The 25,695-nt window shown below is 68.8% G+C and carries 26 protein-coding genes and 3 pseudogenes; 17 read left to right on the forward strand and 12 right to left on the reverse strand.

Going from position 1 to position 25,695, the window contains the following annotated elements; translation table 11 throughout:
• Positions 1 to 602: 602 nt before the first annotated feature.
• The 6 genes from K1X59_RS05560 to K1X59_RS05580 form a co-directional block, all read right to left on the reverse strand.
• Positions 603 to 911, reverse strand: coding sequence for a hypothetical protein (locus K1X59_RS05560; RefSeq protein ID WP_183152108.1), 309 nt, complete (start codon positions 909 to 911; stop codon positions 603 to 605).
• Entirely contained in the window at positions 908 to 1,294 is a 387-nt protein-coding gene (gene fliS / locus K1X59_RS05565; RefSeq protein ID WP_183152109.1) for a flagellar export chaperone FliS, read from the reverse strand. Before fliS ends, K1X59_RS05560 begins: the two co-directional genes overlap by 4 nt.
• 2 nt (positions 1,295 to 1,296) lie before the next feature.
• Positions 1,297 to 2,043 carry a flagellar filament capping protein FliD gene (gene fliD / locus K1X59_RS20900; protein ID WP_258567099.1) on the reverse strand — a complete coding sequence of 249 codons (747 nt, stop codon included), beginning with the start codon at positions 2,041 to 2,043 and terminating at the stop codon, positions 1,297 to 1,299.
• On the reverse strand, positions 2,040 to 2,678 hold the full coding sequence (locus K1X59_RS20905; RefSeq protein ID WP_244632421.1) for a flagellar cap protein FliD N-terminal domain-containing protein: 639 nt from the start codon (positions 2,676 to 2,678) through the stop codon (positions 2,040 to 2,042). Before K1X59_RS20905 ends, fliD begins: the two co-directional genes overlap by 4 nt.
• Before the next feature lie 75 nt (positions 2,679 to 2,753).
• A complete protein-coding gene (locus tag K1X59_RS05575; RefSeq protein WP_202045583.1) occupies positions 2,754 to 3,584 on the reverse strand; it encodes a flagellin in 831 nt (276 codons plus the stop codon).
• A gap of 106 nt (positions 3,585 to 3,690) precedes the next feature.
• Positions 3,691 to 4,491 (reverse strand): sigma-70 family RNA polymerase sigma factor, encoded by an 801-nt coding sequence (locus K1X59_RS05580; RefSeq protein ID WP_183152110.1) that lies wholly within the window; start codon positions 4,489 to 4,491, stop codon positions 3,691 to 3,693.
• Between the two features lie 196 nt (positions 4,492 to 4,687).
• Here K1X59_RS05580 and K1X59_RS05585 point away from each other — a divergent pair, with 196 nt between their 5' ends.
• The 11 genes and pseudogenes from K1X59_RS05585 (at position 4,688) to K1X59_RS05630 (ending at position 12,976) form a co-directional block, all read left to right on the forward strand.
• Positions 4,688 to 5,170 carry a flagellar protein FlgN gene (locus K1X59_RS05585; protein WP_183152111.1) on the forward strand — a complete coding sequence of 161 codons (483 nt, stop codon included), beginning with the start codon at positions 4,688 to 4,690 and terminating at the stop codon, positions 5,168 to 5,170.
• Between the two features lie 13 nt (positions 5,171 to 5,183).
• On the forward strand, positions 5,184 to 6,593 hold the full coding sequence (gene flgK / locus K1X59_RS05590; protein ID WP_183152112.1) for a flagellar hook-associated protein FlgK: 1,410 nt from the start codon (positions 5,184 to 5,186) through the stop codon (positions 6,591 to 6,593).
• Between the two features lie 55 nt (positions 6,594 to 6,648).
• Positions 6,649 to 6,969, forward strand: a pseudogene (locus K1X59_RS20910) (flagellin); the annotation flags it as partial.
• Between the two features lie 197 nt (positions 6,970 to 7,166).
• Positions 7,167 to 7,487, forward strand: coding sequence for a flagellin (locus K1X59_RS20915; protein WP_258567101.1), 321 nt, complete (start codon positions 7,167 to 7,169; stop codon positions 7,485 to 7,487).
• Positions 7,484 to 7,855 carry a flagellar assembly protein FliW gene (locus K1X59_RS05600; protein ID WP_183152113.1) on the forward strand — a complete coding sequence of 124 codons (372 nt, stop codon included), beginning with the start codon at positions 7,484 to 7,486 and terminating at the stop codon, positions 7,853 to 7,855. The genes K1X59_RS20915 and K1X59_RS05600 overlap by 4 nt, the downstream gene beginning before the upstream one ends.
• A gap of 185 nt (positions 7,856 to 8,040) precedes the next feature.
• Positions 8,041 to 8,532, forward strand: coding sequence for a tRNA (adenosine(37)-N6)-threonylcarbamoyltransferase complex dimerization subunit type 1 TsaB (tsaB, locus tag K1X59_RS05605; RefSeq protein ID WP_244632423.1), 492 nt, complete (start codon positions 8,041 to 8,043; stop codon positions 8,530 to 8,532).
• Positions 8,529 to 9,017, forward strand: a complete 489-nt coding sequence (gene rimI, locus K1X59_RS05610) for a ribosomal protein S18-alanine N-acetyltransferase (protein ID WP_183152114.1) — start codon at positions 8,529 to 8,531, stop codon at positions 9,015 to 9,017. The genes tsaB and rimI overlap by 4 nt, the downstream gene beginning before the upstream one ends.
• A complete protein-coding gene (gene tsaD, locus K1X59_RS05615) occupies positions 9,014 to 10,081 on the forward strand; it encodes a tRNA (adenosine(37)-N6)-threonylcarbamoyltransferase complex transferase subunit TsaD (RefSeq protein ID WP_183152115.1) in 1,068 nt (355 codons plus the stop codon). The genes rimI and tsaD overlap by 4 nt, the downstream gene beginning before the upstream one ends.
• A 325-nt stretch (positions 10,082 to 10,406) precedes the next feature.
• Positions 10,407 to 10,565: a hypothetical protein gene (locus K1X59_RS20920; protein WP_258567102.1), complete on the forward strand. Its 159-nt coding sequence runs from the start codon at positions 10,407 to 10,409 to the stop codon at positions 10,563 to 10,565.
• A 3-nt stretch (positions 10,566 to 10,568) separates the two neighbouring features.
• Complete coding sequence (locus tag K1X59_RS05625; RefSeq protein WP_183152117.1) at positions 10,569 to 11,729, forward strand: hypothetical protein; 1,161 nt, start codon at positions 10,569 to 10,571, stop codon at positions 11,727 to 11,729.
• A 386-nt stretch (positions 11,730 to 12,115) separates the two neighbouring features.
• On the forward strand, positions 12,116 to 12,976 hold the full coding sequence (locus K1X59_RS05630) for a hypothetical protein (RefSeq protein ID WP_220174014.1): 861 nt from the start codon (positions 12,116 to 12,118) through the stop codon (positions 12,974 to 12,976).
• A gap of 212 nt (positions 12,977 to 13,188) precedes the next feature.
• Here K1X59_RS05630 and K1X59_RS05635 read toward each other — a convergent pair.
• Positions 13,189 to 14,390 (reverse strand): annotated as a pseudogene (locus K1X59_RS05635) (SAM-dependent methyltransferase).
• Between the two features lie 166 nt (positions 14,391 to 14,556).
• Here K1X59_RS05635 and groES point away from each other — a divergent pair.
• The 3 genes from groES to K1X59_RS05650 all read left to right on the forward strand — a co-directional run bounded on the left by groES (position 14,557) and on the right by K1X59_RS05650 (position 17,367).
• Entirely contained in the window at positions 14,557 to 14,853 is a 297-nt protein-coding gene (groES, locus tag K1X59_RS05640) for a co-chaperone GroES (RefSeq protein ID WP_047524164.1), read from the forward strand.
• Between the two features lie 183 nt (positions 14,854 to 15,036).
• A complete protein-coding gene (gene rarD / locus K1X59_RS05645) occupies positions 15,037 to 15,969 on the forward strand; it encodes an EamA family transporter RarD (protein WP_183152119.1) in 933 nt (310 codons plus the stop codon).
• Positions 15,970 to 16,113: 144 nt separating this feature from the next.
• Positions 16,114 to 17,367 (forward strand): ABC transporter substrate-binding protein, encoded by a 1,254-nt coding sequence (locus tag K1X59_RS05650; protein ID WP_183152120.1) that lies wholly within the window; start codon positions 16,114 to 16,116, stop codon positions 17,365 to 17,367.
• A gap of 285 nt (positions 17,368 to 17,652) precedes the next feature.
• Here K1X59_RS05650 and K1X59_RS05655 read toward each other — a convergent pair whose 3' ends face one another.
• The 4 genes from K1X59_RS05655 to K1X59_RS05670 are packed head-to-tail and all read right to left on the reverse strand — an operon-like array spanning position 17,653 to position 21,669.
• Complete coding sequence (locus tag K1X59_RS05655) at positions 17,653 to 18,420, reverse strand: ABC transporter ATP-binding protein (RefSeq protein WP_183152121.1); 768 nt, start codon at positions 18,418 to 18,420, stop codon at positions 17,653 to 17,655.
• Positions 18,417 to 19,412, reverse strand: a complete 996-nt coding sequence (locus tag K1X59_RS05660; RefSeq protein ID WP_183152122.1) for an ABC transporter ATP-binding protein — start codon at positions 19,410 to 19,412, stop codon at positions 18,417 to 18,419. The genes K1X59_RS05655 and K1X59_RS05660 overlap by 4 nt, the downstream gene beginning before the upstream one ends.
• Positions 19,402 to 20,379 (reverse strand): branched-chain amino acid ABC transporter permease, encoded by a 978-nt coding sequence (locus K1X59_RS05665; RefSeq protein WP_183152123.1) that lies wholly within the window; start codon positions 20,377 to 20,379, stop codon positions 19,402 to 19,404. The genes K1X59_RS05660 and K1X59_RS05665 overlap by 11 nt, the downstream gene beginning before the upstream one ends.
• Positions 20,380 to 20,382: 3 nt before the next feature.
• A complete protein-coding gene (locus K1X59_RS05670) occupies positions 20,383 to 21,669 on the reverse strand; it encodes a branched-chain amino acid ABC transporter permease (RefSeq protein ID WP_183152764.1) in 1,287 nt (428 codons plus the stop codon).
• Between the two features lie 316 nt (positions 21,670 to 21,985).
• On the opposite strand from K1X59_RS05670, the pseudogene guaB reads away from it, so the two are divergent.
• A pseudogene (guaB, locus tag K1X59_RS05675) lies at positions 21,986 to 23,487 on the forward strand (IMP dehydrogenase).
• An 86-nt stretch (positions 23,488 to 23,573) separates the two neighbouring features.
• On the opposite strand, the gene K1X59_RS05680 reads toward guaB, so the two are convergent.
• Positions 23,574 to 24,041, reverse strand: a complete 468-nt coding sequence (locus tag K1X59_RS05680) for a DUF4190 domain-containing protein (RefSeq protein ID WP_183152125.1) — start codon at positions 24,039 to 24,041, stop codon at positions 23,574 to 23,576.
• 157 nt (positions 24,042 to 24,198) lie between these two features.
• Here K1X59_RS05680 and K1X59_RS05685 point away from each other — a divergent pair, with 157 nt between their 5' ends.
• Together K1X59_RS05685 and K1X59_RS05690 are read left to right on the forward strand one after the other, a co-directional pair.
• Positions 24,199 to 24,513, forward strand: coding sequence for a DUF2277 domain-containing protein (locus K1X59_RS05685; protein WP_183152126.1), 315 nt, complete (start codon positions 24,199 to 24,201; stop codon positions 24,511 to 24,513).
• A gap of 137 nt (positions 24,514 to 24,650) precedes the next feature.
• Positions 24,651 to 25,694 (forward strand): response regulator, encoded by a 1,044-nt coding sequence (locus K1X59_RS05690; RefSeq protein ID WP_183152127.1) that lies wholly within the window; start codon positions 24,651 to 24,653, stop codon positions 25,692 to 25,694.
• Position 25,695: the final 1 nt, after the last annotated feature.

The following is a 25,695-nucleotide window of genomic DNA, read 5'->3' on the forward strand; positions in this document are numbered from 1 at the left end:
TGCTCTATCGGCAGGGTCGCGCACTGCGTTAGGGAGTCTCAGCCGTCCACGAACAGGGAGTACTGCGGTGAGAGACGGTCATGACAGCGAGTGATCATGATGGTTGCCTCACCACGGGTGACGTGTAACACTTTAGTTGTTCAGGTTCACCAATGAAGGAGTTGGAAGACATGCGAATCACATGACGGCAACGCATGGGTCATCACGGGACTCTCAATCGCATGCTCGGCGGTGTGTGTCGTAACGGTGGGCATCGGATGCCCTGTCTGCCTCGGAGCTGCATCGGCGGGATTCGGTGGAACGGTGGGGTTCTGCATCCAACAGGCCGGCGCGAATAGTTGAGGAATGTGATGTCTCATCCACCGCTGTTGTCGCGGATTCCCGTGATGGCGCCCCTTCTGGCAATCGGTCCGATGCTCTTGAGCCAGTTCTCCCCCTTCAGCAATATCGCGGCGATCCTCTGGCTCGTTTCGGGCCTTCTGCTGCTCACCGGATTGATCGCCAGTCTCGTGAACATGCGGCGTGGATCACGAGATTCCAGAAGGCGTTAGGTGGCCACGGACCCCCTCGTGGGACGCTGATGCCACGCAGACCGAGCGGTCTCAGCCGTCCACGTCGAGGAATGCGGGGGCATCGGGGCGACGGATCCCCGGAATGCGATCCACGACGACGAGGTGCTGTCGGAGGTCGTCGAGATCCGTGCGGGCGCGCTCCATCGCGAGGCGCTGGCGTTCGATCACGTGACGGGCGCGATCGGCGAGCGCCGGGGGCAGGGGAGCGGAGGGCGGTGTCCACGGTCCGATGACGGCCGTATCCGCGGTGCCGGGGGCGGCCGTGAGGATCCGGTCGGCGTCGAGCTCGAGTCGATCCAGCAGGTCGGTCCACTCTGCGGTCACGTCGTCGATGCTCACGAACGGGTCTCCGCGACGGTCCTGGCGGCTTCGTGCCAGGCATCCCGCAGCGGGGCGACGATCCCGCGGCAGGCGTGCGTGCGCTCGGGGTCCCGGCCGATGTTGGCGCCGATCAGGGTCTGCGACAGGAACACGTACACCGAGCGCAGGCCAGCGCTGCCGTTCCAGTCGTCGGTGAGAGACGACGACAGCTCGGCGACGATGGCCTGCGCGTGCTGGAGCTGGGCGTTCGCCTCGGTCCAATCCTCGGCACGCTGTGCAGCCTCGCCGCGCTCGATGTCGAGCATGAGTCGGTCGTACAGCAGCGTCACGAGGCGCTCGGGCGGTGCCGAGAGGACGGCCTCGTCACGGTAGCGCTGCTGCGCGCGCAGGGCGGCGTTCATGCTCACTTCCCCGAACTCGAGGTCGACAGGGCGGCGACCTGTGAAGACAGGTAGGTGGACTGCGATTGCAGCTGCGACAGCATCACCTCGAGGCGGGCGTAGGTGCGCTCGAGATTCGCCTTGCGTTGGGCGAGGCGCACGTCCCAGCGTTCCATCTGCTCGCCGAGACTCTTGACCTCGCTCTCCTGCCCGGTGATGCGGGAGGTGAGCAGGCCGTCGTACTTGTCGGAGTAGACCTTCGCCGTGTCCTGCACGCGGGAGGCGACGTCGGAGAACAGCCCGGCGACGGCATCCGGGTCCTTCGCGAGGGCTTCGGCGAACTTCTCCTCGTCGAAGCTCAGCACTCCGTACATGTCGGTGGAGATGCCGATGGACGAGGGTGACACGCCGTCGACCGGGTGCTGGATCGCGTCGGCGAGCGCCGACCGGAGCGAGCGGACCGTGCTGTCTCCCGTGAAGACGCCCAGGGTGGTCTTGTCGCCCTGATTCGCGGCGACGGTGGCCTTCGATCCGTTGTCGATGCGCGTCAGGATGTCCTTGACCGCGGCGATGAAGTCGGCGGAGGCCTTGGTGCGGGCCTCGGCATCGACGGTCACGCCGATCGTGACGGGGTCGGCGGATGCCGCGGATACCGTGACGTCGACGCCGTCGAACAGATCGGTGAAGGTGTTGCTCGACGAGGTCAGCACCTGTTCGGCGCTGGTGCCGGCCCACAACCGCACCCTCGCGTCGGCGCCCACCGCGATCACTGCTGCCCCAGCTTCGGCGGAGAGCTCGGATGCGGTGCCGGCCTCGACGGCGGCGACGTCACCCCGGTAGGCGCGGAACTGGCTGCCCTCGCCCGCGTCGGCCGCGCGCAGCTGCAGGCGGTGCAGGGGTTGCCGTCGGCGTCGCGACCCGCGGGCACCGCTGAGGCGACGACTCCGAAGCCCGCTTCGTTGACGGCCTGGGCGATGTCCTGCATCGAGGTGCCGTCGGCCTCGATCTGCAGACGCTCGCCCTTGGCGTTCTCGAGGGTGATCACCGGCGGGTCGACGGGCCACCCGTTCGAGGCGGCCGAGACGATGGTGTGGTTCTTCGCGACCGCGTCGACGACGATCTCCGCCGAGACCGGGGCGGCGCCGGTGCGGGTGGCGACCGTGACCGAGGTCGACGACGACGATGTCGTGAATCGGGCCAGCCCGTCGCGCGACGCGGCCTTCTCGGCGGCCGTGGCGAGGTTCTGGATCGCGGTGTTCAACGTCTGCAGCTGCGTGACGATGCCGTTCTTGTCATCCATCTTCGCCTTGAGCAGCGAGCGCGGGATGGCGTGCACGTCCATCAGGGCCTTGATGACCTCTGTGGTCTTCAGGCCGGAGACGAGGCCGTCGAGCGAGAGAGACATGTTCGCCTTTGCAGGTCGGGAGCGGACAGGGTCCGGGCGACGGTCGCGACCGCCGCCCGGACCCTACGGCGTGGTTCAGCGCAGGAGCTGGAGAACGCCCTGGTTGGACTGGTTCGCCTGGGCCAGCATGGCCGTACCCGCCTGCGACAGGATGTTCGCCGAGGTGAACTTGACCATCTCGGACGCCATGTCGGTGTCGCGGATCCGGCTCTCGGCGGCGGACAGGTTCTCTGCCGACACGTTGAGGCTGTTGATGGTCGACTCGAAGCGGTTCTGCAGCGCACCGTAGCCGGCACGTGCGGTCGAGACCGCCTGGATCTGCGTGTCGATGCCGGCGAGCGCCGCTCCGTAGGTCGCCGCGTCGGTCATCGTGGCCGCGAGCGTCTTGATGTCGGCTCCGAGGGTGTCGAAGTCGGTCAGGGCGACCGAGATCTGGTCCTCGGCGGCGACCGCACCCGCACCGACCTGGAACGTCAGCGTCGTGCCGCCCGAGAGCAGCTTGATGCCGTTGAAGTTCGTGCTGTCGGCGACACGGGTGAGCTCGTCACCCAGGGTGTTGATCTCCTTCTGGATCGCCTCACGCGACTTCGCGTTGTTCGAGTCGTTCGCACCCTGAGCGGTCAGGTCGCGAACGCGCTGCAGGATCGAGTGGACCTCGGTCAGGGCGCCTTCCGCGGTCTGGATGACCGAGATGCCGTCCTGGGCGTTGCGGGCCGCGACGTTCAGGCCGTTGACCTGCGAGCGCAGGCCCTCGGAGATCGCGAGGCCGGCGGCGTCGTCCGCTGCCCGGTTGATGCGCAGACCGCTCGACAGCTTCTCGAGCGACTTCGACACATCGTTCTGGGTGTTGGACAGGTTGCGGTAGGCGTTGAGCGCCGACACGTTGGTGTTGATCTGCATACCCATGAGGGTTTCCTCCGTGAATTTCGTTGAACGGGGGACCATCCGTGGTCTCCCGTTCACACCTATCGGCGGAGACGGAGCGTCCGTTAGGGGATCGGAGGGAGGGTGCCTACGCCGGCGCCGTCGTACGGAAGACCTCCGCGATCCGTGCGCTGCTCGCCTCCGCGATCCTGCTGAAGTAGGCGTCGCGCGCGCCGGCGGAGACGCGTGTGGTCGTGGCGGGCGACGCACCTTCCGCGTAGAACCTGTCGACGGCGTCGCGCAGGAGCCGGATCGCCTCCGACCGCTGCTGCGACACGGCGGAGTGCGTCACGCCCAGCTCCTCGGCGATGTCCTTGACGGGGCGTTCCTCGAAGTACACGGCCTGCACGATCCGCCGCATGCGTTCTGGCAGCGCGGAGACCGCCTGCTCGAGCACCTCGCGCCGTTCGCCGACCAGTGCCGATTCCTCGGGGAGCGGGATCTCGGCTGCCACGTCGCGGGCTGACGGGTCGTCGAGCGTCGTCACCGTGCGTGCGGCATCGCCGAGCGCTTCCACGACCACGTCCTTCGCGACACCCATGGCGGTGGCCACCTCCGCGGGCGTCGCGGTCCTGCCGAGTCCGGCCGTGAGCGTCTCGCGGACCTCGACGGTCTCCTTGATGCGTTTGCGGATCCCGCGCGAGGCCCAGTCCATGGAGCGCATCTCATCGGCGAAGGCGCCGAGGATGCGCCGGCGTGCATAGGCGCCGAACGGGACGCCCAGTTCGGGATCGAACGCCTCGGCTGCGGTCACGAGCGCGAGCGCGCCGACGGCCGCCAACTCGTCACGGGGGATGTGGGTGGCGCGGGAGTGGGTCTCGGCAGCGAGGTATCCGACCAGGGGGAGGTTGCTCTCGATGAGCAGATTGCGCTCAGCGCGCGACGACATGGGGGATGATCCACCTCTCTGGATGCACTCCGGAAGCTCCGAGGAGATGAATAGATGCACATATCACACTGGACATGATTTGTACATGGGGAGAACTACCCATCGCCGTTCCACATAGTAACCTTAGGGGCGCGGCAGCCGATAGTGACCTTTGGCCGCGTTGACAGGCGGGGCGATCACTGGGGAAAAGGGGATCATGGGAGCCAACGAACTATCGATACAGCTGTGGCGTGAACGCGAACTGCTCGAGATGCTGCTCTTCAAGCTCGACGAACAGCAGCTGCTCCTCGCCGCGGGGCGATCCCAATGGATCCAGTTTGCCGCCCGCGAGGTCGATCAGGTGCTCGACCGGCTGCGCGGCGCGGGACTCGCCCGCACCGTCGAGGTCGAGAGCGTCGCGGAGGAGTGGGGTGCTCCCGAGGGTGCGACGATCCGCGAACTGATCGAGCACGCACCGGAAGGCGCGTGGCGCGAGGTGTTCGCCGACCATCTGCGGGCCTTGACCAAGCTGGCCGCAGAGGTCGAGCAGATGCGGGACGCCAACGCCGAGCAGCTCAGCGGAGTGCTCCGTGCGACACAGGAGACGATCGCCGCGCTGGGGCACGACACCGGCGAGTACACCACGACCGGTGATCGCGCTCGCGACGACGCAGCGCGCATCATCGACACCGAGATGTGACCGGAAGGGGATCATGTCGACCTTCAGCGGATTGAACACGGCGGCCAGCGGGCTGGCGGCCGCACGGCGCGGTATGGACGTCGTCGGACAGAACATCGCGAATCAGAAGACCGAGGGGTACACGCGTCAACGCGTGCAGACCTCGGCCATCGCGGCCGTCGCGCACACGGGGCGGTTCAGCACGGGCGCCGTTGCGGGCAACGGCGTCTCGGTCGACGGCGTCGCCCGGCTCGGAGACGCGCTGCTCGATGCCAGGGTGCGCGACGCGCTCGCGGCCTCGGGGTACTGGTCGACACGTGCGGTCGCCGCGACCACCATCGAGGCCTCACTCGCCGAACCCACCGAGAACGGACTCGCGGCCAGGCTGTCGAAGTTCTGGTCGGGGTGGCAGGACCTCGCGAACACCCCCGACTCGGGAGCTGCGGCCTCCAGCATCCTCGAGTCGGCGAAGGAGCTCGCCTCCCACATCGCCGGCGGATACCGCTCGGTGGCGTCGAAGTGGAGCGACGCCCGCGAGGCAGCAGACCGCAGTGTCACGCAGATGAACGCCGCTGCCGACCAGATCGCCGTGCTCAACGGAGAGATCCGCGACGCTCTCGCGTCCGGGCGATCGGCGAACGAGCTTCTCGACCAGCGCAGCGTCCTCGCGCAGACCGTCTCGCGGATGTCCGGAGCCTCGGCCACGGTCGAGGGCGACGGGACGATGACTCTGCGCATCGGCGGCAACGCGCTCGTCGCGGGGTCCGATGCCCGTCACCTCGTCCTCTCCGGGCCGACATCGATCGACGGCGGCCAGCGTCTGACGGTGTCGTGGGCGTCGGCGCCCGACCTCCCGGTGTCGATCGACGGCGGTGAGCTCGGTGCATCGCTGGCGATCCTCGCCCCCGCGGACGAGGGCGGGATGCTCGCTCAGCTCGCGTCGACGTACGACGCGGTCGCGACCGCGTTGGCGGCCACGCTGAACACGCAGCATCGCGCCGGAGTCACCTCGTCCGGTCAGCAGGGCGGAGACTTCTTCACCCTGGCGACGACCGGGTCGGCCGCTCTCGGCCTCCGCGTCGCGATCACGGGACCGTCGGAACTCGCCCTCGCCGCTCCGGGCGCGGGGGCATGGGACGCCTCCAACGCCGATCTGATCTCGCAGATCGGCCGGAGCGCGACCGCTCCCGACGCGCTCTGGTCGGACCACGTGACCCGGTTCGGCGTGGCCACGGCCGCCGACGTGCAGCGCGCGAAGGTCTCCGATTCGGCAGCCGTCGCTGCGGTCGGCGCGCAGCAGTCCGTCGCCGCCGTCGACGGCGACGAGGAGACCATCAGCCTGCTCACCTACCAGACCGCCTATCAGGCCGCAGCCCGCGTGATGACCGCGGTCGATGAGGCGCTCGACGTCCTCATCAACCGCACGGGTCTCGTCGGACGCTGAGCGAAGGAGCACCGTGATCTCTCGAGTGACATCGTCAGCCATGACGCAGACGGCGATGCGCCACCTGCAGTCCAACCTCTCCGAGCTGGCGCGCCTGCAGGAGCAGGCGACCTCCCAGCGAGCCTTCGCCGCGCCATCGGACGACCCTGCGGCTGCCGCGGCCGCTCTCGCACTGCATGCCGAGCAGCGACGTACCGAACAGTACGCACGCAACATCGACGACGGGCTCGCCTGGGTCACCGCGGCCGACGGTGCGATCACCGCGAGCACGTCTCTGCTCGGGCGTGTCCGCGACCTCACGGCGCAGGGCGCGAACGACGGCGCACTCGACGCCGTGGCCAAGGAGTCCCTGGCCGTCGAGCTCGAGGGCCTGCGCAAGGAACTCCTCGCACAGGCGAACACCCGCCTCCTCGGACGCTCCGTGTTCGCCGGCACCTCCGACACCGCCGCCTTCACCGCGGACTACGCGCACAGCGGGGTGCCGGGAGCGGAGGTCACGCGCCGGGTGTCCGACGGTGCGGCCGTGCGCGTCGACACGGACGGGGCCGCCGTCTTCGGCACGGGGAGGATTCGGTGTTCGCTCTCGTCGACAAGATCGTCGCCGACCTCCGCTCGGGGACGAACGTCGGGCCTCGACTCGCCGAGATCGACTCCCGCCGCACGGCGATGCTCGGTGTGCAGGGCTCGGTCGGCACCCGACAGGCTCAGATCGAACGCGCCAAGGAGGCGGCTGTGCAGAATTCCGTGTCCCTCGAGTCCCGCCGTGCCGCGGTCGAGGACGTCGACTCGATCGAGGTGCTCGTCCGCCTGCAGGCCCAGGAGCTCGTGTACCGCTCGGCCCTCGCCGTCAACGCCCGCGTGCTCCAGCCCTCGCTCATGGACTTCCTCCGATGACCGCGGCGCTCACCTTCGTCTCGCCGCCGCCGGGGCTCGCCCCTCACGTCGAGTTCGTGCTCGCACCGGTCGAGGGCGCCGACGGCCTGTTCGCGATGCGCGCCGTGCAGGATGCGGATCTTCGCCTGTATCTCGTCGACCCCCGATCCGTGCTGACCGACTACGCGCCGATCCTCACCGACGCGCAGGCGGAAGGGCTCGGGCTCGACTCGGCCGACGATGCGCTTGTCCTGGTCGTCGCCCACCCCTCTGCCGAGGGTGTGAGCGTGAACCTCCTGGCCCCCGTGGTCGTCAATCGCACGACCGGAGCCGCCTCGCAGGTGATCCTCGAGGATCAGGACCATCCTCTGCGCGCCCCGCTGGGCTGAGGCGCGATCCCCCACGGGCACGGGCCGCTCTGCCAGCGGAACCACGGCTACCCTGGACATGTGATCCTTGCCGTCGACACCTCTCTGGGCACGGCTGTCGCCCTCATCGATGCGGACGGGGCGCGACGAGCCGATGCGAGCGCCGCCGACCCCTCGGCCATGCCGAAGTCATCGGCGATCTGCTCGTGGAGGTTCTCGACGAGGCGGGCGCCAGCGAGGTGACGCACGTCGTCGCGGGCATGGGGCCGGGGCCGTTCACCGGTCTGCGGATCGGCATCGCCGCGGCGCGCGCCTTCGCGCTCGGACGCGGTATCCCCGTGCTTCCGGTCCCCAGTCATCTCGGGGCAGCGCTCACAGCGCTCGAGACCGAGACGCAGCCGTTCGCGATCGTCACCGACGCGCGGCGGCGCGAGGTCGCGATCACCGTGTTCGACGGCGTCGATGCCGACGGCATCCCGCATGTCGTCGCCGACACGGTCCTGGTGCGGGCGGTCGACGCGGATGCGCACCTCGACGGCATCCGTCGTATCGACGTCGGCACGCTGTCCGCATCCGACCTGGCCAGGGTGGGAGCACGAGCGCTGGCGGCCGGACGCACGCTCGCAGACGACGAGCCGCTCTACCTCCGACACCCCGACGTCACGCTTCCCGGTGCTCCGAAGAAGGTCGGGTCATGACGCTCCGCGACGCGACACCCGCTGACCTCGCCGCGATCATGGCGATCGAAGACCGCTCCTTCCCCACCGACGCCTGGAGCAGCGAGACCATGGCCGCCGAACTCGCCAGCCCGCACGGCCGGTACGTGGTGGACGAGCACGACGGCGCCATCATCGGCTACGGCGGGGTGCGGGCCCTGCAGGGCAGCGCAGATGCCGACATCCAGACCATCGCCCTGCTCGCGGAGCACCGGGGTCAGGGGCGCGGTCGTTCGCTCCTGCATCGGCTCCTCGCCGTCGCGGCCGAGCGCGGGGCGCGCGAGGTGTTCCTCGAGGTCAGGGCCGACAACCCGGTCGCCGAGGGGCTGTACCGAGCCGAGGGGTTCGAGGAGATCGGGCGTCGGCCCCGCTACTATCAGCCCGACGACGTGGATGCGATCGTGATGCGGCTGGAGCTGCGCCGCCACCCGGCGTCCGGACATACGGCCGAGGAGGCGAAGGCATGAGCGAGCCGCTGGTCCTCGGCATCGAGACGAGCTGCGACGAGACCGGCATCGGCATCGTCCGCGGTCGCACCCTGCTCTCGAACACCATCGCCTCGAGCATGGACGAGCACGCCAGATACGGCGGAGTCGTGCCGGAGGTCGCTGCGAGGGCGCACCTCGAGGCGCTGCAGCCGGCGATCGAAGCCGCGCTCGCCGAAGCGGGTGTGGGCCTCGCCGAACTCGACGCGGTCGCCGTCACGAGCGGTCCCGGTCTCGCCGGTGCGCTGATGGTCGGAGTCGGGGCCGCGAAGGGCCTGGCCGTCTCCCTCGACAAGCCGCTGTACGCGGTCAACCACCTGGTCGGACACATCGCGGCCGACATCCTCACGCCCGACTCCGCACCGCTGGAGTACCCGACCATCGCCCTGCTCGTCTCGGGCGGTCACACCTCGCTGCTGCACGTCCGCGACCTCACCACCGACGTCGAGCTGCTCGGCGAGACGATGGACGATGCCGCGGGCGAGGCGTTCGACAAGGTCGCCCGACTCCTCTCGCTGCCCTACCCCGGCGGGCCCGAGATCGACCGCGCTGCGCTCGACGGCGACCCCGACGCGATCCGGTTCCCTCGCGGACTCTCCCGCGCATCCGACATGGCGAAGCACCGGTACGACTTCTCCTTCTCGGGGCTGAAGACCGCGGTGGCGCGCTGGGTCGAACGCTGCGAGGCCGACGGCGTCGACGTGCCCGTGGCCGACGTCGCCGCGAGCTTCCGGGAGGCGGTCGTCGATGTGCTGGTGACGAAGGCGCTCGCCGCCTGCACCGATCTCGGTGTCCCGCGACTGCTGCTCGGCGGAGGCGTGATCGCGAATCGGCGCCTGCGCGAGGTGGCTCTTCGACGTGCGGCGGAGGCCGGCGTCACGGTGCGCATCCCGACGCTCTCGCTCTGCACAGACAACGGCGCCATGATCGCGGCTCTGGCCGCTGAGCTGATCTCCTCCGGGCGGCGCCCGTCGACGCTCGCGTTCGGGGCGGACTCGACGCTGCCGGTCACCGAGATCCAGATCGCGGAGGCGGTGCTCACATGACTGACGGTTCCGCCGCTCCCGACGCGCGGTCTTCTGCGACTCCGGCCGCGCGCATCGAGAGCGCCAGCGACGAGGTGGTCCAGCATCCTGCCAAGGCAGCACGTCTGCCCGGCGCGCGACGCGAGGGGTACACGAAGCTGCCGACCGGACCGGTCGGCATCGAACCGGTCGTGGTGACGGGGCCCGACATCGATGCTCCTGACGAGTCCGAGTGGGAGCCCTCCACCGGTGCGATCCCCGCCGACGACACGCGTCTGGCTCCCTGGGCCCTGCTGGCGGCGATCGTGGCTCTCGGCGCGTCCTTCTTCGTCGGCTGGGGATCCCCGTGGCCGTCGTCGCGGTCATCGCCGCGATCATGTCGCTGCGTCGTCCCGTCGAGAGCCGGGCGATCGCGCGCTGGGCCCTCGTGCTCGGCCTCTGTGCGACCGTCTACAGCCTGGGGTGGCTGGTCTGGGCCGGCATGCAGTTCGAGAGACTGGGCTGACGGATGCTGGAGCCGGAGGAGTCCGCGGAGCTGCGCTCCCTTCAGGAACGTGCATACGGCCGCGATGCTGCGCTCACTCCGGGCGATGCGGCGAGGTTGCGGGAGCTCGAGGAGCGTCGGGTCGAACGCGTCGCCGATGTTCCGGAGTCGCCCTTCGCCGTGCTCCCTGCGCCCACGGGCGACGAGCCGGGCAGCGGTCGCGCAGATCATGCCGGACCGGTCGCCGAGATCGATCCCGCGCGTGAGCAGGGCGTCGCGCAGGAACAGCTGACCGCGCGTGAACAGGACCCGGCCGATGTCGCCGCCGGTGCGGCCGCCGACACGGGGCCCGCGCAGGGGAGGATGGCCTGGCGCTCGGTGCTCTCCCTCCTCCGGGGTCACTGGCGGCCGGTCGCGTTCGCGACCGCGGCCATGCTCGCGATCGGCGTCGGCGTCGGGTGGCTCGCCTTCCGCGGGCCCGAACCCGCCCCCGTCGAGCTGACGGTCGAGCAGCAGGCATGGCACGACGAGCTGGTCGCCGGCGGCGTCTACGACGCGGGGTCGGTCCGTGCCCTCGCGGTCGAAGAGGGCGCGGTCATCTGGGCCGCGACGAAGGACGCGCGCGAACGCACCTGCGTGATCCTGGGAACGGGCGAGGTGACCGTGCCGAACTGCGAGCTCACCGAGACGGTCGCCGAGACCGGAGTGTACGGCTCCATCACCGTGCAGGCATCGGATGACCTCCAGCGGCAGGTCGGGGTGCAGATGCTCTTCACCGCGTCGGGTGAACCGGCGGTCGCCGTGAGCTCGTACGACTACGACCCGGGTCAGAGCGGCATCACCTACGCGAACGACCGCGAGGCGGACACTGCGAAGCGCCTCGCCGACGACGGCTTCGACGCCAGCTCTCTCTGGGTGGTCGGATACGACCGCGACGTGCCGGTGTGGACCGCCGTGCAGACCGAGTCCCAGAACCCGTGCCTGATCTACGACGGCTCGACCGCCGAGTCCCCGATGACGTGCGCGGATCCGCAGACGATGCAGGAGCAGTCGTCGAGTCTCGTGCTCAGCGTCGTCGACACCGAGACCGGTGGTCAGACCCACCTCGAACTGGCATCGACCCAGGGGCCCGGCTACCTCGTCATCACCCGCGAGGGAGGCGTCTCCGGTGCCGGCGGGAACTGACGCCGAAGAGCTCAGGGTACTGCAGCGGAAGGCCTACGGCCGCGGCGGCGCCCTCACCCCTGGCGAGGCGGATCGCCTCCGTGCCCTCGAAGAGGCGCACCGCAGTCCCGTGCACAGGGCGGCCGATCCACCGGAAGGCGCAGCGTCCCCGGGCTACCCCCGCCCCCGACTGACCCGTCTGCGGCGGACTCGCTCGGGATCGCCGGCTCACTCGGGAGAACCGAGTCACGCGGGGATACGGACTCACTCGGGGATACGGACTCGCTCGGGACGGACTCGCTCGGAGAGGACTCGCCCGTGACGGACGCGTTCGCCGCGATGGCGGATGGCGAGTCCCACCAGGCCGTTCCCCGGACACTCCTCGCGATGCTCGGCGGCGATCCGCGATGGTCGTGGTCGCGGCGGCTGCTGTGGTGCTCGCGATCGGCGTGGGCGCCGGGTGGGCGCTGTTCTCACCCCGGACGGCGAGCCTCCCGCTGACCGACGCACAGCAGCAACGCCGTGTCGCGCTCGTCGCCGAGGAGTACGACGCCGGCTCCGTCCGCGCCATCGCCCAGACCGCCGACGCACTGGCCTGGTACGCGACCAGGGGCGACGGCGAGTCGGTCTGCCTGATCCTCGACGTGGGTGACCAGTCGCAGGCGGACTGCCGTCCACCGGAGGAGCGCGAGCGCGGGTTGATGGCTTCGTTGCCGTTGCCGTTGCCCGCGGATGACGGCGAGGACCCCGGGGGTTCGGAATTCGTGCAGGCGACGATGTTCCTCACCGAAACGGGCGAGCCGATGGTCGGAATGCAACGGTGGGGTGTGCAGTCGGGGGTGATCGATCAGTTCGAGGGGGCGGAACGTGATCGCGCGGGGGCTCTCGTCGAGGAGGGATACGAAATGGGCCTCTCGATCGTGGGGTACTTCCGCGGTGCCCCCGTCTGGCTCGGCGACCGCGTCTCCGAGCAGGGCTCGACGGAGCGGTGCCTCATCGTCGACGCCGGCGGTGCGATCGCGTGCGAGTCGTTCCAGCAGGCGCTGTCATCCGGCCTCGATGTGCATGTGGTCGAAGTCGACCCCACCGGGGGTGTGGTCGCGGCGTCGGTGCTGGACCTGCGCTTCACGACGCAGCAGACCCCGTACCTCACCGTCGACGCCGATGCCTCCGCGGACGAGGCCGCCCCCGGCGATTCGCTGATCATCCAGGTCCCGCCGGGCGACCCCATCGAGGTCGAGCCGCCAGGACACGATCCGCGCGGCTGACCCCTGCTCCCCACCCACCCTGCCCCCGCCCCGCCCCTCCGCCCCCGCCCCCGGCCCCCGCCCCTTCGCCCCCGCCCCTCCCGGCGAGTGCACGGCTTGCCGCCGAGCGCACGGCCTCGTGGCGTCGACATCCCGTGCTCTCGACGACAAGCCGTGCGCTCGACGGAGCAGGGGGCAGGGGAGCAGGGAGCAGGGGCAGGGGAGGGAGGGGGTCAGGCGGCGGGGACCCGGTCGGCGAGGATGGCGCGGCGCTGATCGCCGATGCGAGCGAGGATCAGCGTGGCCTCCTGGTCACCGCGCAGCGTGAGCTTCTTGCGGAAGGCGGCAGGGTCGACGTCGACGCCGCGCTTCTTGATCTCGAGACGCCCGATGCCGTGCGCCGTGAGTGCGGCGCTGATCGCCTTCGGGTTCGCCGGCAGGGTCTCGCGCACGCGGAACGACTGCACGAACGGACTCGTCAGCGCCGCGTCCGAGGTCAGGTACGCGATGTGCTCGTCGAGCATCCCGGCGTCGAGGCTCCGGGCCACCTCGCCGATGAGGCGGGCGCGGATCACGGCGCCGTCCGGCTCGTGCAGGAACGCGCCGAGCTCGCGCACGGGTTCGTCGGGGGCGTCCGCGGGAGCGGTGAGCTCGTGCGACCGGTCGTCGCGGATCACGAGAGCCGCCCGACGGACGCCCTCCCGTGCGAGGGCGCCGCTCCACACCACGAGCTCGACGACGCTGCCGTCGGCGCTCACCCACTGCGCTTCGGCGTCGAGGGGCAGGGCCTCGCGGTCGTGAGCCGGACCGAGCTTGATGCCGGTCGGTACACGTGAGGCGACGTCGAACGCCCAGTCCAGGGAAGGGGAGTAATCGTCGGCGGACACTCGTCGGGTCTCGCTGTGTCCCGCGGTCCGCCGAGCCGGATCCATCCAGACCGCACCGGAGCCGGTGAGGGGCGTCGCCTCGAACGCGTCCTCCGCCGTGCTGTGCCGCACGACCGCGCTGTCGCCGAACGGCGCGAGGTTGTAGGCGGCGATGGCGGCCGTGACCTCGTCGGCGTCGACCGCGAGCACATCCAGACCCGCACCGGTGAATGCGAGGGCATCGCCGCCGATCCCGCAGCCGAGGTCGGCGACGGCTGTGAGGCCCGCGCCGCGGATCCGCTGGGCGTGCCGTGCGGCGACGCCGAGCCGTGTCGCCTGCTCGAGCCCCGCTCGGGTGAACAGCATGCGCGCGGCGAACGGTCCGAACTTGGCGGTCGCCTTGGCTCGCAATCGGGCTTGTCCCACGACCGCCGAGACGAGCTCGGGGAGTGGCCGGCGGCGCGGAGCCGAGAGACCGCACGGGCCACGTCGGCCGTGGACTCGATAGGGCCCACCGTGTCGAGCAGTTCGAGACCGGCGGGGGTCAGCAGGGCGCGCAGCTCGGACATCTCCACGCCCTCAGCCTAATTCCCGTCCGAGCGGGTCGGTGGCGGCGAACCTGTTGGCACTCGCATTGCATGAGTGCCAGCCGACCGCCTACACTGGCATTAGCACTCTCGGGTTGAGAGTGCGAACAAGTCTTTCGTGTCAGCGTCAAGAAAGAAGAGGTAGACCGTGTCGGTTTCCATCAAGCCGCTCGAGGACCGCATCGTCATCAAGCAGGTCGAGGCCGAGCAGACCACCGCGAGTGGCCTGGTCATCCCCGACACCGCCAAGGAGAAGCCCCAGGAGGGCGAGGTCGTGGCGGTCGGCCCCGGCCGCATCGACGACAACGGCAACCGTGTTCCGATCGACGTCGCCGTGGGCGACCGCGTGCTCTACAGCAAGTACGGCGGAACCGAGGTCAAGTTCGGTGCAGACGAGTTCCTCGTCCTGTCCGCTCGCGACGTCCTGGCTGTCGTCGTCCGCTGATCAGCTGAACCCGGTTCCGCGCCTCTCAGAGGCGTCGGAACATGGTCCTCGAAGGGGGCCCGGATGCTCAGGCATCCGGGCCCCCTTCTGCGTTCGGTCAGAAGACGTCCGTTTCCTGCCAAACTGCGGCGCGACGTCGTCTCGGCGCCTTCGGCGTCGGGCACGTGGGCATAGTGTTGTGCGGTGACCCCCGAGACGACCCGCGCCACCCAGACCGCGGGAGTCGCCTACGCCGGAGCCGCCTACCTCCTGTGGGGAGTGCTCCCGCTCTACTTCGTACTGCTCCTCCCGACCGGTCCGTGGGAAGTCGTCGCCTGGCGGGTGCTGCTGTCGTTCGTCTTCTGCATCCTCCTGCTCACGCTCACGCGAGGATGGGCGGCGTTCGGCATCATCCTGCGGCAGCCGAAGCTGCTGGGCTGGACCGCCCTGGCGGGTCTCCTGATCTACGTCAACTGGCAGGTGTTCCTGATCGGGACGCTCAGCGGCAACGTGATCGAGACGAGTCTCGGCTACTTCATCAACCCGATCACCACCGTGCTCCTCGGCGTGTTCGTGCTCAAGGAGCGCATCCGCAGGCTGCAATGGGCGGCGATCGCGATCGCCGCGATCGCCGTCGTCGTGATCGTCGTCGCCTACGGGGAGTTCCCGTGGATCGCGCTCTCGCTCACCGCGTCGTTCGGGGTCTACGGACTCATCAAGAAGAAGATCGGCCCGGCAGTCGACGCGGTCAGCGGCCTGACGCTGGAGTCGTTCTGGCTGATCCCCATCGCCGTGGTGCAGTTGATCGTCGTGGCGCAGACACCCCCGGGCATCACGATGGGCGCGAACGGCGGGGTGCACGCCCTGCTCCTGGCATTCGCCGGGGTCGCCACCGCAGTCCCGCTGCTGCTGTTCGCCGCGGGGGCCCGGCGCATCGATCTCACGGTGATCGGGATGATCCAGTTCATCACCCCGGTGCTGCAGTTCCTCATCGGCGTGGTCATCCTGCACGAGCCCATGCCCGTCGAGCGCTGGGCCGGGTTCATCATCGTCTGGATCGCCATCGGCGTCTTCGTGGCTGATCTGCTGCTCGCGGGTCGCCGTGCCCGCATGATGGCGCGTCCCGCACCCGTGTGAGCCGCCGGTTCGTGCACCGGGGAACCCAGTGCCGGATCGTTAACGCACCGAGATACTTGCACCTCCTGCGCGCGGGCCTCACGGCCTAGTGTTAGAGCACCCGACCGTGGTCACAATCCACGTTCAGTTACGCAAGGGAGCATCATGAACTCACTGAAGGGCTCGCGCAGCGCGAAGGTCTTCGCAGGGATCGCCTTGATCAGCGCATCCGCCATCGTCATCGCCGGCTGCAGCAGCACGCCGAACGCCGAGCCCAGCGAGGGTGGTGAGAAGCCGGCCGTCGATCTGACGCTCAAGCTCGGCTCGCTGCTCCCCGCGACCGGCTCGCTCGCGTTCCTCGGCGCTCCGATGGAAGCCGGTGTGCAGCTGGCTGTCAACGAGATCAACGAGGCGGACGCCGGTGTGACCATCGACCTCACCACGGCCGACGAGGGCGACCTCGACAACAAGGCGTACGAGACCTCCATCACGAACCTGCAGAACGCCGGCATCACCGCCATGGTCGGCGCCGCATCCTCGAGCGTGACCAAGCTCATCCTCGACGGCAACGCCGGTGCGGGCATCCTCACCGTCTCCCCGTCGAACACGTCGCCGGACTTCACGGGAATCAACCCGCTGTACTTCCGCACGGCGCCGAGCGACAACCTCCAGGGCGAGGTGCTGGGCAACCAGATCGCCGAGGACGGGCACAAGACCCTCGGCATCATCTACCAGAACGACCCCTACGGCACGGGCCTGTTCGAGGCCATCAAGGCCACGTTCGAGGGCACGGGCGGCGAAGTCGTCGCCGAGTCGTCCTACAACCAGGGCGATGGCCAGTTCAACGCCCAGGTGGCGGAGATCGCCGCGGCCAAGCCCGACGCGGTCGCGGTCGTCTCGTACGACCAGTTCGCGACCATCGCACCGCTTCTCGGCAACGCGGGCATCGACACCGGTGCGCTGTACCTGGTCGACGGCAACCTGAAGGACTGGGGCACCGACATCCCGGTCAGCCTCGAGGGATCGAAGGGAACCCGCGCCGGCGCCGAGCTGCCGCAGGACTTCCTCGACCAGCTGAACGAGGTCTGGACCGCCGATGGCAACGACCCGATCGACGCGGTCACCTACTCGGCAGAGGCATACGACGCCGTGATCCTGATGGCGCTGTCGTCGCTGGCGGCGGGCTCCGTCGAGGGTGCCGATATGGCTGAGCAGATGCGCACCGTGTCGGGTGGCGACGGTGAGGGCGAGAAGTGCACCACGTTCGCCGAGTGCGCCGACATCATCAACGGCGGCGGAACGGCCGACTACGACGGCCTCTCCGGTGAGATCACGTTCGACGAGAACAACGACCCGAAGGGCGCCGCGATCGGCGTCTACGAGTTCGGCGCGGACAACACCACCACGCGCATCAAGTAAGGCGCTGACGGGGCCCCGGATGCTCGCATCCGGGGCCTTCGTCGTGCCCCGCCCGCTCGTCCCGCCCGTCCGCCCGCCCCGCCCGTCCGCCCGTCCCTGCCCGGTCCACATGTCGGGAGTTCGCGCGGATGTCGGACGAAACGCCGGCCGACCGCCCGACGGGTGCATGAACTCCCGACATGTGACCCGCGTCGGACCTCGTGTCGGAGCCGCGGCGCGGGCGCCAGGCCCGGACACACGGGAAGGGGGGATGCCGCGTGGCATCCCCCTTCTCGTGCGAAGTGCTCAGGCGGCGTCTGTCCCGAGCGTCCCCAGGTAGAGGCCGATGACCTTGGGGTCGTTCAGCAGCTCGCGGCCGGTGCCCTCGTAGGCATCCTTGCCCTGGTCGAGGACATAGCCGCGGTCGCAGATCTGCAGGCAGCGACGCGCATTCTGCTCGACCATGATCGTCGTCACACCCGCCTTGTTGATGTCGGAGACGCGGATGAATGCATCGTCCTGTCGCACGGGGGAGAGGCCGGCGGACGGTTCGTCGAGCAGCAGCACCGACGGATCCATCATGAGTGCCCGCGACATCGCGACCATCTGCCGTTCTCCTCCGGAGAGCGAACCTGCGCGCTGCTTGAGGCGCTTGCCGAGTTCGCCGAAGATGCTGCTCACGAACTCCAGCCGCTCCGCGAAGATCTTCGGGTTCTGGTAGAGCCCCATCTCGAGGTTCTCCTGGATGGTGAGCGAGGGGAACACGTTGTTCGTCTGCGGAACGAAGGCCACGCCGCGGCGGACGAGCTTGTCGGCCTTGAGGCCCACGATGCTCTCGCCCTTGACGGTGACGTCGCCGGAGCGGATCTCGACCATGCCGAAGATCGCCTTGAGCAGGGTCGACTTGCCGGCGCCGTTCGGACCGATGATGCCGATCAGCTCCCCCTTGCGAGCGACGAGGTTCGCGCCGTTGAGGATGTTCACTCCGGGGAGGTAGCCGGCGTGAACGTCGGTCAGTTCGACGATGACATCGTCGTTCTTGATCTCGTTCCGCTCGACGGGTGCGTCGGTCATGCCTTCTCCTCCTCGGCGTCTTCGGCCTCGACCTCGGCTTCGACCTCGGTCTCGATCTGCTCGCGGATCCGGATGGCGTCCTCGTCCGAGATCACCGGAAGGCGGCCGGTGACGGCTCCGAGGTCGACGTCCTGGTGGGCCCCGAGGTAGGCGTCGACCACGGCCGGATCCTCCATGACCTGGTCGGGCGGGCCTTCGGCGACGACGCGCCCCTCGGCCATCACGACCACCCAGTCGGCGATGTGGCGGACCATGTGCATGTCGTGCTCGACGAACAGGACCGTCATCCCCAGATCCTTGAGGTCGAGGATGTGTTCGAGCAGCGACTGCGTGAGCGCGGGGTTGACCCCTGCCATCGGCTCATCGAGCATGACGAGGGTCGGGTCGCTCATGAGAGCGCGCGCCATCTCGAGCAGCTTGCGCTGACCGCCCGAGAGCGACGCCGCGAAGTCCTGCTCCTTGGCGTCGAGCTTGAAGCGGGTGAGGAGTTCGTGCGCACGCGCCTCGATCTCCTGGTCCTGCTTGCGCCAGAGGAAGGGGAACAGCCCCGCCCAGAACCCTTCGCCGCGCTGGTCCTTCGCGCCGAGCTTCATGTTCTCCAGCACCGTGAGCAGCGACAGCGACTTGGTCAGCTGGAACGTGCGCACCTGCCCCATCCGCGCAACCTTGAAGGAGGGGATGCCCGACAGGTTCGTCCCGTCGAACGACCAGGTGCCGCTGTTGGGCTTGTCGAAGCCGCAGAGGAGGTTGAACAGGGTCGTCTTGCCGGCGCCGTTCGGGCCGATCAGCGCCGTGATGGCTCCGCGGGGGATCTCCAGGTGATCGACGTCGACCGCTGTCAGACCGCCGAAGCGGCGTTCCACGGCATCGACGACGAGGATCGGATCGACCTTCTTGACCCCGGGTGCCGCCGGTCCGGCCGCGAGGCCGCCGGTCTTGGCGCGAGGTGTGCTCTTCGCGGGCGTGACCACCGCGTCGTCATCATTTGACAAAGGTCATCTCCCTCTTGTTTCCGAGGATGCCCTGCGGGCGGAAAACGACGATCAGCATCAGCACGACGCCGATCACGATGTACCGCACGACGTCGGCCTGCGCTCCCGACATCGGCAGGTAGCCGGCATTCGCCATCGCGGGAAGCAACGCTCCGAGGAAGGCGAACACCACCCAGAACAGCACGGCGCCCAGCGTCGGGCCGAGCACGGTCGCCGCGCCGCCGAGCAGCAGGATGGTCCAGAGGAAGAACGTCAGCGAGGTGGAGTAGCTGCCGGGGATCACGGCCGAGGGCAGCACGAACACGATGCCGCCGAGGGCACCGATCACACCGCCGACCACGAGCGCCTGCATCTTGTAGGCGAAGACGTTCTTGCCCAGCGAGCGCACCGCGTCTTCGTCCTCACGGATGCCTTTGAGCACGCGTCCCCACGGGCTGCGCATGAGCGCCCAGACCACCAGGACGGCGGCCGCGAGAGCGATGAGCCCCACCACGCGGACCCACAGGTCGTTCGCGTTGTAGGTCCAGGGGCCGAAGCCGTAGGTTCCCGGCGGGAAGGGGTTCGCGTCGCGGAAGCTCTGGTGATAACCCGAGAGCCCGCCGGCGGAGTTCGTCCACTTCTTGAACAGCTCCGTGACGAACATGAGCCGGACGACCTCGGCGGCCGCGATCGTGGCGATGGCGAGGTAGTCCGCGCGCAGACGCAGCGTCGGGATGCCGAGGAGGAGCGCGAACAGGGCGCCGCCGATCATGCCGACCAGGACACCGGCCCACCAGGGGAACCCGAAGGTGAGGATCGAGATCGCGTAGCCGTAGCCGCCGATCGCCATGAAGGCCGCCATGCCGAAGTTGAGCAGTCCCGTGTAGCCGAAGTGCACCGCGAGACCGGTCGCCGCGAGGGCGTAGGCCATGGTGGTCGGGCTGAAGAGGTAGGAGGCGGTGTTGCCGAAGATGCTTCCGAAGTCCATGCGTCAGCCCAACCTTTCCTTGCGCCCGAGGATGCCCTGTGGTCGCACGAGCAGGATCACGATCAGCGCGACGAGGGCGCTGGCGTACTTGAGATCCGAAGGGACGCCGAGGAGCGTCGAGACCTCGACGGCGAGACCCACGATGATCGAGCCGATCAGGGCGCCGATCGCCGAGCCCAGACCGCCGAGCGTGATCGCGCAGAACATCAGCAGCAGCATCTGCATGCCCATGTCCCACTTCACCCCCGGCCGGAAGTACGCCCAGAGGATGCCCGAGACGGCCGCGAGGGCTCCGGCGAGGATCCACACCGTGCGGATGACCTTGTCGACGTCGATGCCGGACGCGGCGGCGAGCTGCGGGTTGTCCGAGATCGCTCGTGTCGCCTTGCCGGTGCGGGTCCTGGTGAGGAAGAACGCCACACCGAGGATCACGATGATGCTCGTCGCCATCCCGATCATGTCGATGTACGAGAGGGAGATCGGTCCGAGCTTGATCGGGGTCGGGCTCGCGCCCGGCAGCTGGTAGGTGTTGCCGCCGATGATGTACTGCATGCCGTAGCGCAGCGCGAGCGAGAGGCCGATGCTGACGATCATCAGCTGGACCACGCCGAGGCCTCTCCGCCGCAGCGGCTTCCAGATGCCGGCGTCCAGTGCCCATCCGAGTGCGGCGCCCCCGATGACCGCGGCGATGATGCCGAGCCAGATCGGCAGGTGCCAGAACGTGGTGAACAGCAGCGCCACCACGGCGCCCCAGGTGACCATCTCGCCGTGGGCGAAGTTGGACAGCCGCGTGGTGCCGTAGATGAGCGCTGCACCCATCGAGGCGAGCCCGAGGAGGAGGCCGAAGTTCAGGCCGCCTACCAGACGCGACAGCAGCTGATCGAGGAACGACACCGTCACACGTTCGCCCGCACCGAGGAAGAAGTTGACGATCTTCGTTCCGGTGAGACCGAACTCGAGCTCGAAGGAGGCCGTCGTCCCCGATACGGGCTGGATGCCCTCGGGAAGCTGCGTCGCATCGACGATCACGCCGTCGGGGAGCGTGGACTCGTCCACCGTGAGGGTGTACGTCTCCTTCTCCGGCACGTACAGGCGCCACTTGCCTTCGGCGTCGGTCTCGGTCTCGGCTTCGAAACCGTTGCCCTCGATCGACATCCCGACGCCCTCGACGGGGACGTCGGCGTTCGTGACGACGCCGGCGAAGTAGAAGTCGGTCACCTCCTGCCCGTCGTCCGTCGTGTCGGCGGAAGCCGATGACGGAGGGAGGAGCAGGAACGCGCTGAGCGCCATGAGGATACCGAGGAAGGCGACCAGCCAAGGGCGCTTTCGATGCACGGCGATTGTTGTGGGTCCCACGCAACCTCCACTGTGAGTGCTGTCTCCGCGAACTCGGGTTGAACCGCGGGGATGTGCGACGCACTTGAGCGTAATGCGCGAACGACGATTCACCTACCACCGGGACCAACGGTCCGATAACGACGGGGCTCTGGGAATGTTCTCGGGCGTGTCTCGCTTAGAATCTACATACGGGCCGCAGCCCCGCATCGGCCGAAGTCGACCACCCCCTCGCACTCGGACTCGCGCGACTCGCGCAGAAGGAGAATCCATGGAACAGCACGATCCCTTCGGCTTCGTCGGACTGACGTACGATGACGTGCTTCTCCTTCCCGGGCATACCGATGTCATCCCCAGCGAGGCGGACACCTCGTCGCGGATCACCCGTCGCATCTCGGTCGCGACTCCGCTGCTGTCGAGTGCGATGGACACCGTCACCGAGTCGCGCATGGCGATCGCGATGGCGCGCGAGGGCGGCATCGGCATCCTGCACCGCAACCTCTCCATCGCCGACCAGGCAGCGCATGTCGACCGCGTGAAGCGCAGCGAGTCCGGCATGATCACCGACCCGATCACCACGACGCAGGATGCGACGGTCGAAGAGGTCGACAACCTGTGCGCGAAGTACCGCATCTCCGGGCTTCCGGTCGTCGACGCCGACGGCAAGCTGGTCGGCATCATCACGAACCGCGACATGCGCTTCGTCTCGGGCTTCGAGCGTCAGACGACCTTCGTCAAGGACGTCATGACCAGCGAGAACCTCGTCACCGCACCGGTCGGCGTCGCAGCGGGCGAGGTCATCGCGCTGTTCGCGAAGCACCGCGTCGAGAAGTTGCCGCTGATCGACGACGAGGGCAAGCTCGCCGGCCTCATCACCATCAAGGACTTCGACAAGAGCGAGAAGTACCCGCTCGCGACCAAGGACGACCAGGGCCGTCTGCGCGTGGGCGCGGCGATCGGCTTCTTCGGCGACGCGTGGGAGCGTGCCGAGGCGCTGCGCGACGCCGGGGTCGACGTGCTCGTGGTCGATACCGCGAACGGGCAGTCGCAGGGCGTCATCGAACTCGTCAAGCGCCTCAAAGCGGATGCCTCGTTCGAGCACATCGACATCATCGGCGGCAACGTCGCGACACGCGAAGGCGCTCAGGCTCTCGTCGATGCCGGGGTCGACGCCGTGAAGGTCGGCGTCGGACCGGGCTCCATCTGCACCACGCGTGTCGTGGCCGGTGTCGGCGTGCCGCAGGTCACCGCGGTCTACGAGGCGTCCTCGCCGCTCGCCCCGCGGGCGTCCCCGTCATCGCCGATGGCGGTCTGCAGTACTCCGGCGACATCGCGAAGGCGCTCGTCGCCGGTGCCGACGCCGTGATGCTCGGTTCGCTCCTGGCCGGCACCGACGAGTCGCCGGGTGAGATCGTCTTCCAGTCCGGCAAGCAGTTCAAGCAGTACCGGGGGATGGGTTCGCTCGGCGCGATGCAGACCCGCGGCAAGCAGACGTCGTACTCCAAAGACCGCTACTTCCAGGCCGACGTCCCCAGCGACGACAAGCTGATCCCCGAGGGCATCGAGGGACAGGTGCCGTATCGCGGGCCTCTCGCCGCGGTGGCGTATCAGCTGGTCGGCGGTCTGCGTCAGTCGATGTTCTACGTCGGGGCGCGCACGATCGAGGAGCTCAAGACGCGCGGCAAGTTCGTGCGCATCACCTCGGCTGGGCTGAAGGAGTCCCACCCGCACGACGTGCAGATCGTGGTGGAGGCGCCGAACTACAAGAAGTGACGCCGGATCCCGCAGGGATCGCGTGCAGAGGAAGGGGCTGGATGCTTGTCGCATCCAGCCCCTTCCGGCGTTGCGGGCCGGGAACTTCAGCCGCACCTGTAGGTGATGCCGTCGACATCCCACACTCCGGGGCCGAGCTCGGCGCACATGCCGATGAGACCGCCGATGACCGTCACGAACAGGATGATCCCGATGATGCCGAGGATCGTCAGGATCGCACCGACGATGATGCCGGCGATGGCGAGGCCCTTCGACTGGCCGGCTCGGCCGAGTTTCACGACGGCGACGATGCTCAGGATGAGACCGACCGGCGCCGCCACGAAGGCGAGGACGAGTCCGACGATCGACAGCACGCGCCCTGGCGGGCTGGGCTGCGGCTGCGCGTACCCGGTCGTGCCGGCCGTCGGATGACCGGCGATGCCGTCCGGGGCGGTGTTCTCGTACGGCGTTGACGCGGGTGGGGGCGGCGGCGCCGCGCTCGGTGGGGGCGGCGGCGCGTCGGGCATCTGTGACTCTTCGGGGTTCGGCGAGTCGGGGTTCGCGGGGTTCGTCATCTTCTGTCCTGTCGTCGGAGTGATCGCTACGTGCTTTCGCCTCTCGGCAGCCCGAGCGTAGCGAGCACGGCAGCGCCGCCACATCCCCTTGACGACGCGGCATCCGACAGGAGCGGGACTCTTCCGTCTGTGCGCGGCCCGGCGTAGCGTGCCGGGTATGTGCCGAAACATCGTCCCGCTGAACAACCTCCAGCCCGCCGCGACCGACGCCGAATGCCACGATGCGGCGCTGCAGTTCGTGCGCAAGATCTCCGGGGCCAACGCGCCCTCCCGTGCCAACCGTGCGGTGTTCGACAGGGCGGTCGCCGAGATCGCCCAGGCGACCAGGGTCCTGCTCGACGAGCTGGTCACGACAGCGCCCCCGAAGAACCGGGATGATGAGGCGGCCAAGCGCCGCGCACGCTCCGCTGAGCGCTACGAGGCGATCAGGGTCTATCAGCAGGAGAAGCGGGCTGCTGCGGCGCGGTCGTGACGAGCGGCCGCCGCGCATCGGTATGCCACAATCGACATACCCCGCTCGACTTTCCCTGCGGCCCCGGCGATGAAGGCGCCGAGATCGCGTGATCGATCCCCATCGATCAGGGAACCTCCCCAAGGAGAGCTCTACATATGCCTGAGGACGCTCCTCGCATCCTCGTCGTCGACGACGACGCCGATGTCGCCCTGCTCGTGAAGACCGTCCTCGAACGGCGGGCCGGCTGCGTCGTCGACGTCGCCGAAGACGGACAGACCGCGATCGAACGTGTCACCGCGGTGCGTCCCGACGTCGTCGTGACCGACATCGAGATGCCGGGGCTCAGCGGTCTCGAGCTCCTCGCCGAGCTCCGACGCACCGTGCCGACGGTTCCCGTGGTGGTGATGACCGCTCACGTGTCGGTGGAGTACGCCGTGTCTGCGCTGCGTGCGCAGGCCGATGAGTTCCTCACGAAGCCGCTCGACAACGGCAAGCTCGTCGAGTCGGTCACTCGGCTGGTGGAAGAAGGACGCAGGCGGCGCGAAGAGGCGCGCCCGCGCGACGTGGTCCTGGCCATCGGGGCGCATCCCGACGACGTCGAGATCGGAGTGGGCGGCCTGCTGGCGGCCCACGCCAAGGCGGGCGACGCGATCACCATCCTCACCCTCTCCCGTGGCGCGCGAGGCGGCGACGCCGACAGCAGGCAGGACGAGTCGCTCGCGGCGGCGGAGATGCTGGGCGCACGGCTCTTCCTCAAGGATCTGATCGACACCGAGATCTCGGGAGGGGGATCGACGGTCCGCCTCATCGAAGAGGTCGTGAACGAGGTCCAGCCCACCATCGTCTACACGCATTCGAGCCACGATCGGCACCAGGACCACCGTGCCGTCAGCGAGGCGACGGTCGTGGCGACGCGGCGCGTCGGCACCGTCGCGTGCTACCAGAGTCCGTCGTCGACGATCGACTTCCGCCCGACCCGATTCGTGCGTATCGATCCGTATCTCGATGACAAGCTGCGGCTGCTGGAGCGATTCGGCTCCCAGACGGCGAGCCGCGACTACCTCGCGCCCGAGTTCGTCACGGCGACGGCGCGGTACTGGTCGCGCTTCGGCGGCGGGACGGCCGTCGAACCGCTCGAGGTGGTGCGCGAGACGGCCGAGTTCATCGGCGCCCACGAACTCACCCGACGGGAGAGCTGAG

It is taken from the genome of Microbacterium sp. Se5.02b, from assembly GCF_019464375.1.
Taxonomy (GTDB): Bacteria; Actinomycetota; Actinomycetes; order Actinomycetales; family Microbacteriaceae; genus Microbacterium.

Excerpts from the sequence above, each read along its gene's own strand:
- fliS (WP_183152109.1), bottom strand. The coding sequence starts at position 1,294 with ATGAACGCCGCCCTGCGCGCGCAGCAGCGCTACCGTGACGAGGCCGTC.
- K1X59_RS20905 (WP_244632421.1), bottom strand. The coding sequence starts at position 2,678 with ATGTCTCTCTCGCTCGACGGCCTCGTCTCCGGCCTGAAGACCACAGAG.
- K1X59_RS05575 (WP_202045583.1), bottom strand. The coding sequence starts at position 3,584 with ATGGGTATGCAGATCAACACCAACGTGTCGGCGCTCAACGCCTACCGC.
- K1X59_RS05580 (WP_183152110.1), bottom strand. The coding sequence starts at position 4,491 with ATGTCGTCGCGCGCTGAGCGCAATCTGCTCATCGAGAGCAACCTCCCC.
- K1X59_RS05585 (WP_183152111.1), top strand. The coding sequence starts at position 4,688 with ATGGGAGCCAACGAACTATCGATACAGCTGTGGCGTGAACGCGAACTG.
- flgK (WP_183152112.1), top strand. The coding sequence starts at position 5,184 with ATGTCGACCTTCAGCGGATTGAACACGGCGGCCAGCGGGCTGGCGGCC.
- K1X59_RS05600 (WP_183152113.1), top strand. The coding sequence starts at position 7,484 with ATGACCGCGGCGCTCACCTTCGTCTCGCCGCCGCCGGGGCTCGCCCCT.
- rimI (WP_183152114.1), top strand. The coding sequence starts at position 8,529 with ATGACGCTCCGCGACGCGACACCCGCTGACCTCGCCGCGATCATGGCG.
- tsaD (WP_183152115.1), top strand. The coding sequence starts at position 9,014 with ATGAGCGAGCCGCTGGTCCTCGGCATCGAGACGAGCTGCGACGAGACC.
- K1X59_RS05625 (WP_183152117.1), top strand. The coding sequence starts at position 10,569 with ATGCTGGAGCCGGAGGAGTCCGCGGAGCTGCGCTCCCTTCAGGAACGT.
- K1X59_RS05630 (WP_220174014.1), top strand. The coding sequence starts at position 12,116 with ATGGTCGTGGTCGCGGCGGCTGCTGTGGTGCTCGCGATCGGCGTGGGC.
- K1X59_RS05650 (WP_183152120.1), top strand. The coding sequence starts at position 16,114 with ATGAACTCACTGAAGGGCTCGCGCAGCGCGAAGGTCTTCGCAGGGATC.
- K1X59_RS05655 (WP_183152121.1), bottom strand. The coding sequence starts at position 18,420 with ATGACCGACGCACCCGTCGAGCGGAACGAGATCAAGAACGACGATGTC.
- K1X59_RS05665 (WP_183152123.1), bottom strand. The coding sequence starts at position 20,379 with ATGGACTTCGGAAGCATCTTCGGCAACACCGCCTCCTACCTCTTCAGC.
- K1X59_RS05670 (WP_183152764.1), bottom strand. The coding sequence starts at position 21,669 with ATGGCGCTCAGCGCGTTCCTGCTCCTCCCTCCGTCATCGGCTTCCGCC.
- K1X59_RS05680 (WP_183152125.1), bottom strand. The coding sequence starts at position 24,041 with ATGACGAACCCCGCGAACCCCGACTCGCCGAACCCCGAAGAGTCACAG.
- K1X59_RS05685 (WP_183152126.1), top strand. The coding sequence starts at position 24,199 with ATGTGCCGAAACATCGTCCCGCTGAACAACCTCCAGCCCGCCGCGACC.
- K1X59_RS05690 (WP_183152127.1), top strand. The coding sequence starts at position 24,651 with ATGCCTGAGGACGCTCCTCGCATCCTCGTCGTCGACGACGACGCCGAT.